13 protein-coding genes are annotated in these 18,199 nt (G+C 66.9%); 10 read left to right on the forward strand and 3 right to left on the reverse strand.

Translation table 11 applies throughout. The annotated features are described in order from the left end of the window. The first annotated feature begins 169 nt into the window (after positions 1-169). From INF26_RS02050 to INF26_RS02060, 3 genes are all read left to right on the forward strand, one after another. The gene (locus INF26_RS02050) at positions 170-670 is read left to right on the forward strand and encodes a CarD family transcriptional regulator (RefSeq protein ID WP_193529064.1); all 501 of its coding nucleotides are present in this window, start codon (positions 170-172) and stop codon (positions 668-670) included. Positions 671-789: 119 nt separating this feature from the next. Then, positions 790-1,086, forward strand: coding sequence for an ACT domain-containing protein (locus INF26_RS02055; RefSeq protein ID WP_193529065.1), 297 nt, complete (start codon positions 790-792; stop codon positions 1,084-1,086). An 82-nt stretch (positions 1,087-1,168) separates the two neighbouring features. Next, entirely contained in the window at positions 1,169-2,620 is a 1,452-nt protein-coding gene (locus tag INF26_RS02060) for a citrate synthase (RefSeq protein WP_193529066.1), read from the forward strand. A 97-nt stretch (positions 2,621-2,717) separates the two neighbouring features. On the opposite strand, the gene INF26_RS02065 is transcribed toward INF26_RS02060, so the two are convergent. Further along, a complete protein-coding gene (locus INF26_RS02065; protein ID WP_193529067.1) occupies positions 2,718-4,982 on the reverse strand; it encodes a KUP/HAK/KT family potassium transporter in 2,265 nt (754 codons plus the stop codon). Positions 4,983-5,161: 179 nt separating this feature from the next. Here INF26_RS02065 and INF26_RS02070 point away from each other — a divergent pair, with 179 nt between their 5' ends. The 7 genes from INF26_RS02070 to INF26_RS02100 all read left to right on the forward strand — a co-directional run bounded on the left by INF26_RS02070 (position 5,162) and on the right by INF26_RS02100 (position 14,626). Beyond that, entirely contained in the window at positions 5,162-7,378 is a 2,217-nt protein-coding gene (locus INF26_RS02070) for a THUMP domain-containing protein (protein ID WP_193529068.1), read from the forward strand. Between the two features lie 135 nt (positions 7,379-7,513). Then, a complete protein-coding gene (locus INF26_RS02075) occupies positions 7,514-9,235 on the forward strand; it encodes a phospho-sugar mutase (protein WP_193529069.1) in 1,722 nt (573 codons plus the stop codon). Between the two features lie 347 nt (positions 9,236-9,582). Further along, positions 9,583-10,419 (forward strand): cell division protein FtsQ, encoded by an 837-nt coding sequence (locus INF26_RS02080; RefSeq protein ID WP_193529070.1) that lies wholly within the window; start codon positions 9,583-9,585, stop codon positions 10,417-10,419. A 10-nt stretch (positions 10,420-10,429) separates the two neighbouring features. Further along, the gene (locus tag INF26_RS02085) at positions 10,430-12,166 is read left to right on the forward strand and encodes an ABC transporter ATP-binding protein (protein WP_193529071.1); all 1,737 of its coding nucleotides are present in this window, start codon (positions 10,430-10,432) and stop codon (positions 12,164-12,166) included. Then, positions 12,163-12,996 carry an energy-coupling factor transporter transmembrane component T family protein gene (locus INF26_RS02090; protein ID WP_193529072.1) on the forward strand — a complete coding sequence of 278 codons (834 nt, stop codon included), beginning with the start codon at positions 12,163-12,165 and terminating at the stop codon, positions 12,994-12,996. The genes INF26_RS02085 and INF26_RS02090 overlap by 4 nt, the downstream gene beginning before the upstream one ends. Then, positions 12,997-13,791 (forward strand): PHP domain-containing protein, encoded by a 795-nt coding sequence (locus INF26_RS02095; protein ID WP_193529073.1) that lies wholly within the window; start codon positions 12,997-12,999, stop codon positions 13,789-13,791. Positions 13,792-13,801: 10 nt separating this feature from the next. Next, positions 13,802-14,626, forward strand: a complete 825-nt coding sequence (locus INF26_RS02100) for a MurR/RpiR family transcriptional regulator (RefSeq protein WP_193529074.1) — start codon at positions 13,802-13,804, stop codon at positions 14,624-14,626. Positions 14,627-14,656: 30 nt separating this feature from the next. Here INF26_RS02100 and INF26_RS02105 read toward each other — a convergent pair whose 3' ends face one another. Further along, entirely contained in the window at positions 14,657-15,739 is a 1,083-nt protein-coding gene (locus INF26_RS02105) for a cysteine peptidase family C39 domain-containing protein (protein ID WP_193529075.1), read from the reverse strand. Between the two features lie 264 nt (positions 15,740-16,003). Further along, entirely contained in the window at positions 16,004-18,085 is a 2,082-nt protein-coding gene (locus INF26_RS02110) for a transglycosylase domain-containing protein (RefSeq protein WP_193529076.1), read from the reverse strand. Between the last annotated feature and the right edge of the window lie 114 nt (positions 18,086-18,199).

Below are 18,199 nucleotides of genomic sequence, written 5' to 3' on the forward strand. Positions count from 1 at the left end.
CCCGTCCTTCTCGCCGTGCGCGTCTTCGCGGGCGCGGACGCAGCCTTCGGCCAAAAAGGTAAACGCAATAAGCTATACATATGACCCAATCTTGACAACACCTTATCCGCAAACGGCGTGAATATGCCCTTTTACGTGCTATACTTTCCTCACGTGAAAGGAGCGGCGTATGTATTCCGTTGGGGACTACCTCGTTCATCCCGGTCAGGGTGTCTGCCAGGTGAAGGATGTGACGTCCGGCTCGCAGGCGGTCTACCAGCTGCTTCCCATCGGCAAGCGCCATCCCGTTCACATCAGCTTCCCCGTCGCCAACGAGTCTCGCCTGCGCCCGGTCCTCTCGCGGGAGGAGGCGCGGCAGATCATCGACGACTACCCGACCATCGAGGTCGAGCGCTTCCAGGCCCGCAACAACTCCCTCGAGGAGGAGCACTATCGCGCCGAGATGCGACAGGGCACCTGCCTGGACTCCGTTCGCGTCCTGAAGACGTTCCGCTTGCGCATCGAGGAGCTCTCCGCCCGCAACAAGAAGCCCCCCGTCGCCTACGAGCGCATTCTCAAGGAGGCCCGGGAGCGCTCGTGCGCGGAGCTCGCCGTCGCGCTGGACTGCACGCCCGACGACGTCGTGATGCTCTTCCGGCGCAGCATGGGCGAGGAGCCCGGGGAGAACTAGCCGCGCCCCGCGCGCCGGTTACCGTTTGCGTTCCTTGCCGTGTGGGTGCTGTGAGAATCCTGCCCCTGCCCGTACAATGGTGGGGCTGAACGGATTCGAGACAGGAGGCGAGGAACGCCATGACCATATCCGACGCTACGAAGACCTCTGACGACAGGGCCGTGATCACCGTCCTGGGCGGTGACCGCCCGGGCATCGTCGCCGCCGTCGCCGGCGCGCTCAGCGAGCGCGAGGCCAACATCCTCGACATCTCCCAGACCATCCTGCAGGGCATCTTCACGATGACGATGCTCGTGGACCTCGCGGGCACGGACTTCTCGTCACTCAAGGACTGCCTCGACGAGCTTGCCGAGGGTCTTGGCGTCCAGATCACGATGCAGCGCGAGAAGGTCTTCCGCTACATGTACCGCCTCTAGGCCCCGCGCCGGAGGGAAGCTCAGACTCGGACGGCGCGTCGGGCCCCGCCCCTCGCCCCGCAGCCCGAGGGAGGAGGCACGCATGCTTCACATCACCAGGTCGAACGGTCGGCCCATCCTCACCCCGCGCGACACCCCCGCCTTCGACCACGTCGCCGACGCCTATCCCATGCCGTCGGTGGGCCTGGGCCTGCCGCCCGTCTCGGACGGGCTCTACCACGGCTACGAGGACGTGGACGTGGTGCCCGCGGAGCTCTACGCCAAGTACGACGTGAAGCGGGGCCTGCGCAACGCCGACGGCTCCGGCGTGCTCGTGGGCCTCACCACGATCTCCAACGTCCACGGCTACAACAAGACCGAGCACGGCGTGGAGCCCGACGAAGGCGACCTGATCTATCGTGGCTACCGCGTCGCCGACCTCATCGACCACTCCCAGGCCGAGGACCGCTTTGGCTACGAGGAGGTCGCGTACCTGCTCATCGCCGGCAAGCTGCCCACGCGCGAGGAGCTCGACGACTTCCGCGCCCGCATCGACGCGCGCAAGCAGCTCCCCGAGGGCTACCTCGGTATCTTCCCGCGCGCCACCTACAGCCACAACATCATGAACGTGCTGCAGCGTGCGACGCTCCTGCTCTACGCCTTCGACCCCAACCCGGACGACACCTCGCCCACGCACGAGGTCGACGTGGCGCTCTCGCTGCTCGGCCGCTGGCCGCGGACGGCAGCCGTGGCGCACGCGGCGCACAAGGCCCAGCTCGCGGACGAGAAGCTCATGGTGCCCCCTGTGCGCGAGGGCTACACCATGGCGGAGACCGTGCTCGACGTCCTCAAGAGCGAGGAGGGCTTCACGCACGAGGAGGCCATGCTGCTCGACGTCATGCTCATCCTCCACGCGGAGCACGGCGGCGGCAACAACTCGACGTTCACCACGCGCGTCCTGTCGTCGTCGGGCACCGACGCCTACTCCGCCTACGCCGCGGCGATCGGCTCGCTCAAGGGCCCCAAGCACGGCGGCGCCAACTTCAAGGTGAGCCAGATGATCGACGACGTGGCCTCCCACGTCCGCCGCTGGGACTCCGAGGACGAGGTGGCGAGCTACCTCGAGAAGATCGTCCGCAAGGAGGCCTTCGACAAGAGCGGCCTGATCTACGGGCTGGGCCACGCCGTCTACACGCTCTCCGATCCGCGCGCCGTCATCGTCAAGAAGTACGCGCGCAAGGTGGCCGCCGACAAGGGCCTGTCCGACCGCTTCGACCTCATCGAGAGCATCGAGCGCCTGGGGCCGCAGGTCATGCACGACGTCAAGGGGTCGGGCAAGGCCATCTGCGCCAACATCGACCTCTACACCGGCTTCATCTACTCCATGCTCGGCATCGAGCCGGACCTCTACACGGCCATCTTCGCCATGGCGCGCCTCGCCGGCTGGACCGCCCACCGCATGGAGGAGCTCTACGGCGCCGGCCGCATCATCCGCCCCGCCTACAACTCCGTCATGCCCCACGGCGGCGACTACGTCCCCATGGCCGAGCGCTAGGGTCACGCCCGCTCGTCCTTCTCGCCCCGCGCGAAAAAAGGCCCGGTCTGCTCAGGCAGACCGGGCCCTTGCTGCGACGGGCAGGCGAGGAGGACGTCTACTCCTCGCCCTCCTGGACGGTCTCGGAGCCCCCGTCCTCGATCTCGCCCTCGTCGCCCTCGTCCTCCTCGTCGATGACGAGCGGGCGGAAGCTGGCGGTGTCTCCGCCGACGAGCCCGCGCATGGCCTCCTCGGCCTGAGCCTCGCGCTCGTCGCGCATCTGGACGGAGAAGATGTCCTCGTCCTCCTCGGCGCTCTCGCGGCTCTCGGCGAGCTTGGCGGCGACCTGCGGCGCCACCTCCTCGAGCGCGCGGCGGGAGAGCTTGTGCTGGCGCTTGGTCTTGGAGAAGAGCGGCACGTACTCGAAGATAACGCTCGAGTTCTCGAGGCCGTACCAGCGCGCCGGCGAGCCGCAGAAGCCGCGGATGAAGTACTTGATCTCGATGATGCGCTGGTCGAAGCCCGAGATGTCCGTCTCGGGGGAGAGCATCTTGCGGATGAGGCAGAAGCGGAAGTCGCCCACGGTGCTGTGCTCGCGGTAGATCGAGTACTTGTGGTTCTGCGGGGCCAGCTGGCCGCGCTCCATGAGGTCGGCGACGATCTGGTAGAGGTAGGTGTTGATGCGCTGGTTGACCTTGAAGCCCAGGCGCAGCTGCACCTTGAAGAGGAAGTCGGTGCCGAAGTCGTTGACGATGAACTCGTGGGTGTGCGGCTCGTCGGTGACCTGGACGTTGAGGAAGTAGTACGCCTTGGCGCGCTTGGGGCGCTTGTCCAGAATCGAGTAGAGGATGTCGCGGTCGAGCTTGTCGAACGACGAGTCGTTGGTGAGGAAGACGAGGTTGTCGGCGAGCAGCGGGTAGTCCTCGTCGTGCGACAGGTCGAAGATCTGGTCGAGGTACTTGTCCACCGGCAGGTAGACCGTCTGGGTGCGCTCGACGGCCGTGCCGCGGCGCCACACGTACATGACCACGAAGAGGGCGAAGCTCATGATCACGGTGACGTAGCCGCCGTGGAAGAACTTCGTGAGGCTCGAGAAGAAGAACATGAACTCGATGGCGCCGAAGAAGACCGCGAACGGGACCGCCAGCGCGGTCTTGTGCCGCACCTTGGAGAGGTACATCGTCAGCAGGACGGTGGTCATGAGCATGGTGACCGTGATGGCCAGGCCGTAGGCGGCCTCCATGTGCGCCGAGGTCTGGAACAGCAGGACGACGCAGATGCAGCCGATCCACATGATGCTGTTGACCAGCGGAATGTAGATCTGGCCCTTGGTCTCGGAGGGGTAGTTGATGCGCATGTGCGGCATGAGGTCCAGGCGCACGGCCTCGGAGACGATGGAGTAGGAGCCGGTGATGAGCGCCTGGGAGGCGATGATCGCGGCGAAGGTGGAGAGCAGGACGGCGAAGACGCGGATCTGCTCGGGCAGCATCTGGAAGAACGGGTTGAGGTCGGGGATCGCGGCGAGCTCGGCGTTGCCGGAGCTGGCGATGATCCAGGCGCCCTGGCCGAGGTAGTTGAGGATGAGGCAGACCTTCACGAACGGCCAGGTGGCGTAGATGTTGGGCTTGCCCACATGGCCCATGTCGGAGTAGAGGGCCTCGGCGCCGGTGGTGCACAGGAACACGTTGCCCAGGACCATGAGGCCGGCGGCGTTGAGGTTGCCGTCAAAAAGGAACATGATGCCGCGCACCGGGTTGAAGGCGCGCAGGACGCTCAGGTCGAGGCCGATGTTCATGAGACCCGCGGCCGCGAGGAAGACGAACCACGCGGTCATGACCGGGCCGAAGAGCTTGCCGATCGTGGAGGTGCCCGCCTTCTGGAGGAAGAAGAGCACGCAGAGGATGCAGATCACGATGGCGACGACGATGCCCTGGTTGTCGCCGATGAGGGAGTAGATGAAGTCGACGGTGCGCAGGCCCTCGATCGCGGTGGTGACGGTCACGGCCGGGGTGAGGATGCCGTCGGCGAGAAGCGCGGCGCCGCCGATCATGGCGGGGATGATGAGCCAGCGGCCGCAGCGCTTGACCAGGCTGTAGAGGGCGAAGATGCCGCCTTCGTTGTGGTTGTCGGCCTTCATGGCCACGAGCACGTACTTGACCGTGGTGATGAGGGTGAGGGTCCAGATGATGAGCGAGAGGGCGCCCAGCACCACGTCCTGGGACATGGTGGGGAGGCCGCCGTTTCCGGAGATGATCGCCTTGAGGGTGTACATCGGGCTCGTGCCGATGTCTCCGTACACGACGCCCAGCGTGACGAGGATCATTGCTGCGGAAAGAGGAATGCCCGTGTAGCGCTTGCGAGCGGGCGTGGCCTTCGTTGCCATGGAACTCCAAACTCGGGGTTGTAGAGACGCGACAAGTGTAGCGTTTCTCGGTCGCGTGGGCGGCCCAACCATACACACCCGTCGGTTTGCGGGCGGTTTGGGGCAAAAATCGATAGGTATGTATGGTTGGCTCGGATAGACTTAGGCAGATCCGAGAATGACGGGCGAGAGGTGACCCGATGGAGTTTGTGGCGACGTGTCCCAAGGGCTTCGAGCGGCTGCTGGCGGACGAGCTGGAGGGCCTGGGCGTTCCCCGGGTGCGCCCGCTGCAGGGCCAGGTGAGCTTCGACGGGGGCCTGGCCGACGCCTACCGGGCGTGCCTATGGTCGCGGCTCGCCTCGCGCGTGCTGCTCGTGCTCGCCCGCGTGGGGGCGGCGGATGCCGACGAGCTCTACGAGGGTGCCTCGGGAGTCGCCTGGGAGGAGCACCTCGCGCCCGGCGCCACCTTCGCGGTGGACGCCCATGGCACCAACGCCCAGCTGCGCAACACGCAGTTCGTGGCCCTGCGCACCAAGGACGCCGTCGTCGACCGCCTGCTCGCCGCACGCGGCGCCCGACCGGTGGTGGACACGGCCCGCGCCGACCTGACCGTCTCCGTGCGGCTCTCCGGCCGACGCGCGACGCTGGCGGTCGACCTCGCGGGCGAGCCGCTCTTCCACCGCGGCTACGCGACGCGCCCGGACGCTCGCCTGAGCTCGCTGCGGCCCGACTACGCGGCAGCCCTTCTCGCCGCCGGCGGCTGGGCTGAGCTCGCGCGCTCCGGCTCGCCGAGCCTCGCCGCGCTCTGGCCGGGCCAGGGCAGCGTACTCGTGGAGGCCGCGGGCATGGCGCTCGACCGCGCGCCGGGCCTGCTGCGCTCGCGCTGGGGCTTCGCCGGCTGGGCGGGGCATGACGCGGACGCCTGGCAGACGCTTCTCGCCGAGGCTGAGGCGCGTTCCGCCGCGGGCGAGAAGAACCCCTGCTCGCTGCTCGTCCACGACAGCCGCCCGGGCGCACTCTCGGCCTGTCGCCAGGCCCTGCGCGGCGCCGGGATCGCCCTGGAGCCGGAGGGGTGCGACGGGGCCGTCCCCTCGTGTCACCTTGCGGTGGCGGACCTGTCGTGGGTGGGCGAGACGGCGCTCGCGACGGAGGCGGCGGCACTCTCCGACCTTGCGGCCCACGCGGGGGAAAGGCTCGTCGTGCTCTCCCGTGATGCCGCCCCGGACGCCGCGCTGCGCTCCGATCCCGCGTCCGTGACCGAGGTCATCGTCGGGCGCGACCCGGCGGCCATCCGCGTCTACGAGCAGAGCGACTCCGTCGAACCCGCACCCTCGGTGGAGCTGCCGGGCGTCGGGAGTGCGAGCGTGCTCGTGCCCGCCTCCGACCAGTTTGCCCGCCGCCTCGCGAAGGTGGCCAAGCAGCGTGCCAAGTGGGCGCGTCGCGAGGACGTGACGTGCTACCGCGTCTACGACGCCGACCTGCCCGACTACGCCGTCGCCATCGAGCTCTACGAGGGCTCCGAGACCCCGGGGCGCTGGCTGCAGATCTCCGAGTACGCCGCGCCGCGCGGGGTGGACCCCGAGCTCGCGCGCCGCCGCCTGCTCGACGTGCTGGCGATCGCGCCGCGTGTGCTCGACGTGGCGCCGGGCGACGTGAGCGTCCGCGTGCGGACGCGCTCCCGCGGCGGCTCGCAGTACGCCGACGAGGCGCGGCCGTCCGAGAGGGCGTCGCGGCGGGACCGTCCTTCTCGCCGGCCCGACGGCGTCGAGCTCCCGAGGGGCTCGCACCTGGTGGACGAGGGCGGCCTCACCTTCGAGGTCAACTTCGACGCGCGCCACGACTGCGGTATCTTCCTGGACCATCGCGAGACGCGCTCGCGCATCCGCGAGATGATGAAGCGGACCAAGGGGTCCAAGCGCTTCCTCAACCTCTTTGCGTATACGGGCACCGCGACCTGCTACGCGGCGGACGGCGGCGCAAGGCACACCACGACCGTTGACCTCTCCCGACCGAGCCTGGAGTGGGCTCGGCGCAACATGGCGCGCAACGGCTTTGCCGGCCCGGAGCACGAGTTCGTGCAGGCCGACGTGCTCGCCTGGGTCTCCGAGCAGCGTCACACGCGCAACCGCTGGGACCTGATCTTCTGCGACGTGCCCACGTTCTCCAACTCGGCGCGCATGCGCAAGGCCTCCTTCGACGTGCAGCGCGACCACGCGGAGCTGGTCATCGGCGTGTCGCGCCTGCTCGTGCGCGGCGGGTGCGCGATCTTCTCGTGCAACCTGCGCAGCTTCAAGCCGGACGTCGAGAAGCTCGAGCGTGCCGGGGTTCGCCTCACCGACATCACGGAGGAGACGATCCCCGAGGACTTCTCGCGCAACCGGAGGATTCACCACGCCTATCTGGTGGAGCGCGCGTAGGTGAGGCGCTCCGTCCGCCGACGCGGGGCGTCCATCGGACAAGGCGAGGCACGCGGCGGGCCCCGTGGCGACTACTATGGCTACATACGTGTGGACACGGCGCGGCATGTCCGCGCCCTGAGCATTGGGGGAACAATGGACGCATCCATCGAGGCCAAGGTCAGCGCCTGGCAGGACAACGTCACGGAGTCCGACCTGGTGATCGAGCTCGACGACCTCTGCCGCGAGGGCAACGAGGAGAAGCTCTTCGACGCCTTCTACCGCGACCTCGCCTTCGGCACCGCCGGCCTGCGCGGCACGCTCGGCGTGGGCACCAACCGCATGAACGTCCACGTGGTCGCCCAGGCCACCCAGGGCGTCGCGGACTACCTGAACGCGCACTACGACAACCCCACGCTCGCGCTTGCGCGCGACTCCCGCAACAAGGGCGAGGACTTCCAGCGCGTGGCGGCGGGCGTCCTTGCCGCCAACGGCATCCACGTCTACGTCTACCCGCGCATCGAGCCGGTCCCCACGCTCTCCTTCGCGGTGCGCCACCTGCACACCTCCGCCGGCATCGTCCTCACGGCCTCCCACAACCCCGCGCCTTACAACGGCTACAAGGTCTACAACGACAACGGCGGCCAGATCACCGACGAGGCCGCGGCCGAGATCTCCGCGAACATCGCCAAGGTCGACCCGTTCGCCGTGCGCGTCATGGACTTCGACGAGGGCCTCGAGAAGGGCCTGATCGAGTGGACGCCCGAGGAGGTCCTCGACGCCTTCATCGAGAGCATCAAGAAGGTCTCCGTCCCCGGCTTCAAGGCGTCCGACGACTACTCCGTGGTCTACACGCCGCTCAACGGCACGGGCATGGAGCTCGTGACCCGCATCCTCGCCGAGATCGGCGTCGAGAAGGTCTCCGTGGTTCCCGAGCAGGCCGAGCCGGACGGCAACTTCCCGACCTGCACCTACCCCAACCCCGAGTTCCGCGAGGCGCTCGACCTGGCCCTCAAGCTCGCCGAGGAGGTCAAGCCCAACCTCGTCGTCGCCACCGACCCCGACGCCGACCGCATGGGCACCGCCATCCCGCACGACGGCGACTACGTGCTGCTCTCCGGCAACGAGATGGGCGTCCTGCTCATGGACTGGCTCGCCACGATGGCGCGCGACCGCGGCGAGGACGTGGCGCGCAAGGTGGCCGTCTCCACGATCGTCTCGTCCTCCATGCCGGACGCGCTGGCGCGCGACTGGGGCTTCGAGATGAGGCGCGTGCTCACCGGCTTCAAGTACATCGGCGACCAGATCGACCAGCTCAAGGACGAGGGCGAGGAGGACCGCTTCCTCATGGGCTTCGAGGAGTCCTACGGCTATCTCGTGGGCACGCACGCCCGCGACAAGGACGCCATCGTCGCCACGATGCTCTGCGTCGAGATGGCCTCCTACTACGCCGAGAAGGGCATGGACCTCTACGAGGCCATGGACGTCCTCTACCAGAAGTACGGCTACTACCTGAACGGCACCGTCAACGCGTCCTTCCCGGGTGCGGCGGGCGCCGACAAGATGGCCGCCATCATGACCGGGCTGCGCGAGAACCCGCCCGCAGAGATCGCCGGCTACAAGGTGACGGGCATGACCGACTACGCCGTCGGCCCCGAGATGCCGCGCGTCTCCGGCCTGCAGAAGGAGGCGGCGCAGGTGCTGCCGCCGGCCAACGTCATCGAGTTCCGCCTCGAGGACGACAACAAGGTCATCTTCCGCCCGTCCGGCACCGAGCCCAAGGTCAAGGCCTACCTCTTCTCCAAGGGTGCCACGCGCGAGGAGTCCGAGGCCGTGCGCGCCAAGCTCGAGGCCGCGTCCAAGGAGATCCTGTCGTAGCGGGCTGACACATCAGTGACGCTGGCCCCGCCGGACCCATGGTTCGGCGGGGCCGCTTGCTTTGGGGCTGCTGCTGCAATACGCGACTTCCGACGTTTCCGGCCCCCAAAACGTCGGAAGTCGCGTATCGGACAGACGTGTCGTAATCGCTGTGTAAGTTCGCAGAGAGGGCGGTTTTCTCGCATAGCGGCCCGTATCGGGACCGAGCTCACCTCATGACATGAATTATTTCATAGAGCAGAGCGACGAAAGCTAATTTTCATCTTACAGGCGACTGACGCGAACAGGGGTTTTCTCCCGCTAACGTGCGACATGCCGGCATAGATTCGCACAAGGAGAGGAAACCAATGTCTGCCACGAGGGGAATCTACACCCAGTCCCAAAAGCTCATGACGTTTGTGCTCTCGATGTCTCTCTACGGTCTCGCTACGCTCATCTCCGAGCTGATTCCGTCCGTCCAGGTTGGCATCGTCGAGTTCTCCGTCGAGTTCTTCCTGTTCATCCCGCTCACCATCGCCATGCTCTTCGATCCGCTCTCGGCCGCCCTCGGCGCCGCCACCGGTGAGCTCGTGTTCTCCGAGATCATGCTCGGCCAGTTCGGCGGCATCGGTGAGCTCGAGAAGTTCCTCACCGTCACCATCGCCCTCTATATCGCGGGTACCTTGGTGAAGGACCCGCGCAACATGAGGACCGTCGCGCTCGTGTCCTTTGGCTGCACCGCGCTCCAGCTCGCCATGAGCGCCGGCGTGGACATCTGCAAGGTCGCCTTCGCCGTCGAGGAGTTTGAGGCGGTGCCCGGCCTTCCCGAGTCCGTCTACTTCACCGAGGGCTTTGCCTTTGTGAACGACCTGCTCTTCTCCGGCATCCTGTTCTGCATGCTGCCGACGATGTTCCTCGTCCCGCGCCTCTACGGCAAGATCGAGCCGCTGCTCGGCATGAAGCCGCGCACTCCCGAGAATGCCCCCGAGGCTCCCTCCGCCAAGCTCGTGATCGGCGCCGTCGCATGCTTTGCCGTCGCCGTCGCCGTGGCCTGCCTCTCTGAGGCCGGCTTCTCCCTGATCGAGTGGGAGGCCGACTGGGCCGAGAGCGAGGCGGCGCTCTTCGCGGGCATCGCCGTCGCCGCGGTGGTTGCCGCCGTCGCCGCCTTCTGGGCCCACCGCAACGCCCAGATCAAGGCCGCGTAGGGGGCGTCACGTGTCCGCAGTCACGCTCAGAGACGTTACCTTCACCTATCCCGGCGCGACCGCACCCACCCTCCGCCACGTGAACCTCGACGTGGCGGAGGGCGAGTTTCTCGCCGTCATGGGTGCCAACGGGTGCGGCAAGTCCACGCTCTGCAAGACCATGAACGGGCTCATCCCGCAGTTCATCGTCGGCGACCTCGAGGGGGAGATCACGGTGGCGGGCGTTGACGTGTCGGGCGCCCAGATCGGCGAGCTCGCACAGCACATTGGCTACGTCTATCAGGACTTTGAGAACCAGATCGTGCGTCCCACGGTCATCGACGAGGCGTCCTTCTCGTGCCTGAACTTCGCCTATGACGACTATGCAGAGCGCGGCATGCGTGCGCTCGAGCTCTGCGGTCTTGCCGATCGCGCCGAGTCCTACATCTGGCAGCTCTCCGGTGGTCAGAAGCACCTGCTCGCGCTCGCGGGCGCCATTGCCCTCGAGCCCGACGTGATCGTCCTCGACGAGCCCGTGGCTCAGCTCGACCCCTATCACGCCGACCAGACCTACCGAGTCCTGCGCGAGCTCAACGAGAGGTACGGCAAGACGATCATCGTCATCGAGCACCACACCGACTTCATCGCCGAGTACTGCACAACCGCCGCCCTCATGGTGGACGGAGGCATCGCCTGGAAGCTCCCCGCGCACGAGGCGCTGCGTCGCATCGACGATTTGGCGGCAAGCGACGTGCACCCGCCTCAGATCGCGCTCGCCGCACGCGAGCTCGTCCGCGCTGGGGCGCTGCCTGAGGACACGGTGCTTCCCACCACGGTGGACGAGGGCGCCACGGCGTTCTGGGGCGTCCCGTTCGTCCCGCGCGTGCGCGAGCACGCCCCCGCCTCTACCGCGGAGCCGGCCGTCTCGTTCCGGGGCGTCGACGTGAGCTACCGCAGCGTCAAGGGCGCCCCCCGACAGGTGTTTCACGGACTTGACCTGGACATCCACCGCGGCGAGAAGGTCGCGCTTGTGGGCGCCAACGGCGCAGGCAAGTCCACGCTCATGAAACTCATGTGCGGGCTCATAAAGCCTCAGGCGGGCGAGGTCCTTCTCGAGGGCGTGCGCACGCGTGACATCGGCCCGGACGAGCTCTCCGACAAGATCAGCCTCGTCTACCAGAACCCCGAGCAGATGTTCATCAAGGACTCGATTCGTGCGGACGTTGAGTTCGCCATGCGTGCCCGCGGTGTTGAGGACGCCGCAGAGCGCGCCGCGGCCCTGCTCGAGCGATTTCGTCTCACCGAGTTCGCCGAGCGGGACGGTCGCCTGCTCTCGGGCGGACAGATGCGCCGCGCGTCGCTCGCCGTGGGCATTGCGCTCGACCCGCCGATCCTCCTGCTCGACGAGCCCACCGCCAACCTCGACATCGGCACCCGCCAGGAGATTACCAAGTTGGTCTCCGACCTGCGCGGCGTCACGGACACCGTGATCATCGCCACGCATGACATGCAGCTCGTCTGCCAGTTCGCCGAGCGCGTCATCGTGCTCACCGGAGGCGAGGTCATTGGAGACGCCGCGCCAGACGAGGTCTTCATGGACGAGGACGTGGTCGAGCGCTCGGGCATCCGCCCGCCGGAGATCTTCCAGATGGGCCGGGCGCTCGACTGTCGTGCCGCCTGCTACACACTTGACGAGTTTCTCGTCTGCTTCCCCGCGTGGGAGGCCGTCCAAGGCGAGAAGGACGTGGGGGAAGTGATGTGCGCATGATTGAGAAGATCTCCGAGAGCGTGCTGGACAAGGTTTCCATTGACTTTCTGCGCGACCAGGTGCTCAAGAACGCCTATGGCAACGACGATACGCCGATCGCGGCGCTCGACCCGCGCGTGCTGCTGCTGTGGTACCTCTTCTTTGGCATCGTGCCATGGTTCTTGAACGACGTTATCGTGCTGCTCGGCCTCTTCGTCCTGACGGTTGCCACCACGCGTGTGGCTCGCGTGGCGCCGCTCGTGCTTTTTGTCTTTGCGCTTGGTGTGTTCTCGCAGACGGGCTACACGTTCATCGTGTCGCTGTTCTTCGAGGGCAACATGGACACGCTCCTTTCGCTGCTCGTGTTGACGCTCAAGGTGGCTACGTGCTCGCTCGCGAGCATCACGGTCTTCTCGGGACTCGACCCGGACAAGCTCTCCAACGGCCTCCTGTGGTTCGGCGTTCCCGAGCGCCTGTCCTTCTCGATCGCCTTCGCGTATCGCGTGCTGCCGATTCTTATGGAGGAGCTGCAGAACATCCTGCTGTCGTATCGTCTGCGCGGGCGTGCCCCGACGCACGACACCTTCAGGGGAAAGATTCGCTGGATCGTCTACCAGGTGAAGATCATCATCCAGTCGTTCTACCCGCTGATGCTCAACACCGCGAAGCGCTCGCGCACCACGGTGGAGGCGCTCGAGCTCAAGGGGTATCGCTATGCGGCGACCAACCTCAAGGTGCTCAAGATCAAGCTCTCCTCGCTGCACGCGGGGACGCGGGAGGCGATCTTCGTCGCCGTGAGCGTCGCCTGGGTCGTGCTCTGCTTCGTCGTTTCAAGGATTGTGGGACTCTAGATGGACATCGACTTTCACACGCACGGGAAGCTCGCCAAGTACCTTGCCTTCTCGCCCGACTACACCGACTGGCTCTTCAACGAGGCCATAGAGGCGGGACTGGACGCCCTGTGTCTCACCGAGCACTTCAACACGCAGGGCTTCCACGACGTCTACTCCGACATCGTTGCGCGCTACTCGCGCGTGGGCGACGCCTTTGACGTGAATGGCCTGCTGGTCTTTCCCGGTATGGAGACGGACGTGGCCGAGGGTGGTCACACACTGGCGCTCGGCCCCATGGAGGAGATCCTCGAGCTGAACGCGTGGCTCGAGCCGCACAAGGCAAAGGGACACTTTCTCCCCTTTGACGAACTCGAGGCCGAGGTCCACCGTCGCGGCCTGCGCTTTGGCGCGGCACACCCCTTTCGCGCGCCGGGCCACATCCCCGAGCTCGCCGACGAGCAGCTCTCGCGCCTCGACTTCATAGACCTTAACGGCAAGGACCTCGCGCGCGACCGCGAGCGCGCCGAGCGGCTCACGCACGGCCTCGGAGAGCGCCTGGGAATTCCCGTGATTTCCGGCAGCGACACGCACCAGGCGTTCCAGTATGGTTGCGTGGTCACGCGCATGGCGCGGCGCTGCACGACCTACGACGACCTCTTCGAACAGGTCGAGGCGGGAGAGTATGAGATCGTCCTTGCCGAGGACGCCGCCTTCCGCGTGAAGACCGCAGGCTATCTCAAGCGCGCCCTCAAGGAGATCGATCGTCTCGGCGGGGACTACGTGGCTACGATCCTGGCCGGCCAGGCGCTCTAGGGGGGCACGCATGTCACCGCTCTCGCTCTTCCGCGGCGACGTCTCTTACACCGAGGCGGAGCGCATGATCATGGACTTCATCGCCGCGTGTCCGGCGGAGTTTCTCGTCATGTCGATCCAACAGCTCTCGGCGCGGCTGGGCATCTCCGACGCCACGGTCTCGCGGTTTGCCCGACATGCGGGATTCAGGGACTTCAAGGAGCTCAGGTCCACGGTTGCGGCATCCACGCTCGGTCCGGCGGAGAAGATCCGGACGAGCATCGAGGGTGGCGCTTCGGCAAGCGCCTATCTCGAGGTTCAGCGTGCCAACCTCGCCCACACGATGGAGGCGATCGACGAGGAGGCCTTCAGTCGTGTCGCCGACGAGCTTGCCGCGGCGAGGAGGGTCCTGTTGCTGGGAAAGGGCGCCGCGTCGTGTTTGGTCGAGCTGCTCTCGTTCAGGCTCATGCGGTTCGGGAAGCAGGTCGTGCGGCTTGCCCCGGGTTCGGATGTTGCCGAGGGGCTCGCGCTCGCCGACGACAGAACGGTGTTGGTCGCCTTTGGATTCCAGCGCATGCCCGCTGAGGTCGAGGTGGCGATCGACCACGCCCGTGACGTCGGTGCCCGATCGGTGCTGTTCACAGGACGCCGCGTCCTGCCGTCTGAGCCAGCCGCCGACGTCACATTGACGGCCTACCGCGGCGATCCATGCGACTATCACTCGATGACGAGTGCCGTCGCTCTGGTGGATGCGCTGGTCGTTGCCGTTGCGGCACGGATGGGCGAGGAGGCGATCCGGCGTCTCGACGACCTCAGGGCGCTCAAGCGACGCAACGAGATGCGTCTGCCTCGCTAGCTTCGGCGAGAAGGGCGCGCGGACGCGAGGCTACTCTTCGTCGGCCTTCGCGGCGCTTAGCTCGTAGAGCGTGTCGCCCCAGGAGGCCACGGTGGCGGGGTCCCAGGGGTGTGCGCTCACGTCGGGCGAGGTGGGGTCGTAGACCTTGAGCGAACCGTCGGCGTTGGTTCCCACGACTATGACCCAGTGCGGGGAGGCGGAGAGGGTGTCGGCCTTGGTCTCGATGAGCACGTAAACGCCGTCCTTTATGACCTGGGTGAGGTTGTCCTCCTTGGAGGTGTACGTGGAGCAGGCGAGGCCGAGGTCGCCGAGCGAATCGGTCAGGAAGCTTCCCGACAGGTAGGAGTCGCCGCTCGCCAGCTCCTTCTCGGTGACGGCCTGGGCGATCTTGTCGGGCGTCTGGTCGGCGGTCCCGGTGAGCGCCATGTGGGCCATCGAGAGGGCAACCGGGCCCGAGCCGGTCAGCGCGAGGGGACCGCCGGCGTAGTCGACGTTGCCCCAGCGGCCATCCCAGCAGACGAGCTGCGGGACCGTGCCCTTCTCGACGGTGTCCTCGTAGGGCTGCGCGGCCTTCTCGGCGTCCGGGTAAGCGGCGACGAAGTCGATGGCGGAGGGCTCGGAGAGCGCGAGCTCGAGAAGCCCCTGGTTCTCGTAGGCGCCAGCGTTGGCAGCGATCTGGGCGAGCTTCTCGCCCTGGTTGAGCTCGGTCGTGAAGGAGCTCGTGAGCTCCTCGGGGACGCCGGCGGCCACGCGGGCGTCGGCGGGGTTGGTCTCGCCGCCCTGGCCGGAGCTGCAGCTGCTCACGCAGCTCGAGATGCCGACCACGAGCAGGATGATGACGAGAAGGGCGATGGCCGCGAGGATGAGGAGCCGGCGGTTGGCGGTGAGCCGCCGCGCCCGGCCGCTCTGGAAGTTGATGCTGCGGGCGCGGAGCGGGTAGCCCGGGCCGGAGGAGCGGTGCGGGCCCTGGGCGCGCGACCTCGTCCCGCGCGGCCCGTGGTAGGTGCCCTGGGGCGTCACGCGGGGGCGGCCGCCCTGGGCGTGCGGGCGTGAGGGCCCCCTGAGCGAGCCGGAGTCCTGGCGGGGACGGCCGCCGTGATCGTTGTAGGTCATAGCTCCTCCATGACGTGCGTTTCGCAGAAAGCCACTTATCGCATGATACGTCCCCGCGTGCCGCCAACGAAAGCGGGCGCCGCCCCCAATCGGGGAGCGGCGCCCGCGCAGCAGGGCCTATGTGCGGTTGGACCGGGTCAGGCGGTCTAGTTCTGGTTGCCCTCGGGTTGCTCGGGCTCGGGCTCGGGCTCCGGCTCGGGCTCGGGCTCCTCGGGACCGGGATCAGGATCGGGCTGGGGCTCCTCGGGCTCGGGATCGGGCTGCTCAGTCTCGGGCGGGGGTCTCCTCCTCGGGCGGCGTCTCCGGCTCGGTTGTCGTCGTGGGCTCGTTGGTCTCGGGCGCCTCCTCCTCGGTCCTCTCCTCGTCGTCCTTCTCGGAGTTCGAGCCCTTGGAGGTGGCGAGGAAGGTCCAGGAGTTGTTGGGCTTGTACTCCGCCTTGTGGTCGGACTTGGGGAAGTCGCCTCGCTCGACCCCCTCGAGGGCGTCATCCATGAAGTTGCCCCAGATCGGAATCGCGGTGTTGGCGGTGGTCGCCACGGCGCCCTGGTAGCGGACGCTCTTACTGCTGGCGTTGGGGTTGCCGACCCACACCGCGCAGGAGATCTGCGGAGTGGCGCCGCAGAACCAGAGGTTGGACCAGTTCTCGGCGGTTCCGGTCTTGCCGAAGATTGGCTGGTCGTGGGTGAAGTAGCTCCTCACGCTCGTGGCGCTGCCCTGCGTGACGACGGTCTTCAGGACCTCGATCGCGTCGGCGGCGATGGCGGAGTCGACGACCTGCTCGGAGGAGTCCTCGTGCTCGTAGACCACGTTGCCGTTGCGGTCCTCGATCCTGGTGATGGCGACGGGGTTGCGGTGCACGCCGCCGTTGGCAATCGTCGAGAAGGCCTCGGCCATCTCGAGCGGGGAGATGGGCGAGGTGCCCAGCGCCGAGGACAGGCCGGGCTCGATGGGGGAGTCGATGCCGAGCTTGGCCGCCATGTCGGCGACCTTGTCCATGCCGATGGCCTCCGCAACCTGGACGTAGCCGGTGTTGGAGGAGACGGCGGTCGCGCGCTGGAGCGTGATGACGCCGTAGCTGGCCTTGTAGATGTTGCTCGGGGCCCAGGTGGGCGTGACCTGGATCGTGGACGGGCAGTTGATCTTGGTGTTGGGGCTCATGCCCTCGTTCAGGGCGGCCATGAGCACGACCGCCTTGAAGCTGGAGCCGGTCTGGTTGCGGCTCGTGGCGAGGTTGATGGTGCTCTGGCCGGCCTCGGCGTCGTTTCCGTAGTTCGTGCCGCCCACCATGGCCACGATGTAGCCGTTTGAGTTGTCGATGGCGACGAGGGCGCCGTTCACGTCGTCGTTGTTGGCTGCCTCGATGCGGTTCTTGACGGCCTTCTCGGCGGCCTTCTGCATGTCGGGGTCGAGCGTGGTGTAGACCTTGAGGCCGCCCTGGGCGATCGTGTCGGACGAGAAGTCCTGAAGCAGGAGGTTGCGCACGTAGTCGGTGAAGTAGGGGTACTTGCTGTCGGAGTCGGTGAGCTCGCCGGGGTTGAGCGGGATCTCCTCGGCGACGGTCGTGTCGTACTCCTCCTGGCTGATGTCGCCGGCCTCGAGCATGCGCGAGAGGACGAGGTTGCGGCGGCTCTTGCAGTTCTCGTAGTTGACGAAGGGGTCGTAGTACGTGGGGGAGTTGGGGATGCCCACGAGCGTGGCGGCCTCGTTCAGCGTGAGGTCGGTGGCGCTCTTGTTGAAGTAGGTGATCGAGGCAGCCTCGATGCCGTAGGCGCCGTTGCCGTAGTAGATGGTGTTGAGGTACATGCTGAGGATCTGGTCCTTGGTGTACGTCTTCTCCATCTGGATGGCGATGTAGGCCTCGCGGACCTTGCGGCGCAGCGAGTTCTCGAACTGCTCGTCGGAGAGGACCGTCCAGCGGACGAGCTGCTGGGTGATCGTGGAGCCGCCGCCCTGCTCGCCGCCGCCGAACACCTGGCCCACGGCCGCGCGGGCGATGCCCTCGGGGTCGACGCCGTTGTGCTGGTAGAAGCGCTTGTCCTCGGTGTCGATCGTGCCCTTCTTGACGTAGTCGGAGATCTGGTCGAGCTCGACCGAGCGACGGTTCTGCAGGTAGTACGCCACGATCTCGTTGCCGTCGGCGTCGAAGACGCGCGTGGGCTCGGCCACGAGGAAGGCGTCGGCAGAGGTGTAGTCGGGCAGGTCCTCGAGCCAGGTGGAGACCACCGCTCCCAGCGAGAGGGCCAGCGTCACGCAGAGAAGCGCGATGAAGCCGAGCGCTCCCGCGAGGCTGAAGCCCACGAAGTGGGTCTTCGAGTGCGACCGCGCCCGACGCGTTCTGATTCCCATCTATCACTCCTTGTCCGGGACGTTCCGTCCACAGTCATTCGTCATTATACTATGCTAGTTTGCTATGCCGCCGCCCGCGGGCGGTTTGGAGAGACGAAGACCCTGTGGAGGACA

Origin of the sequence: Thermophilibacter gallinarum (genome assembly GCF_014982725.1) — a bacterium.
Lineage (GTDB): Bacteria > Actinomycetota > Coriobacteriia > Coriobacteriales > Atopobiaceae > Thermophilibacter > Thermophilibacter gallinarum.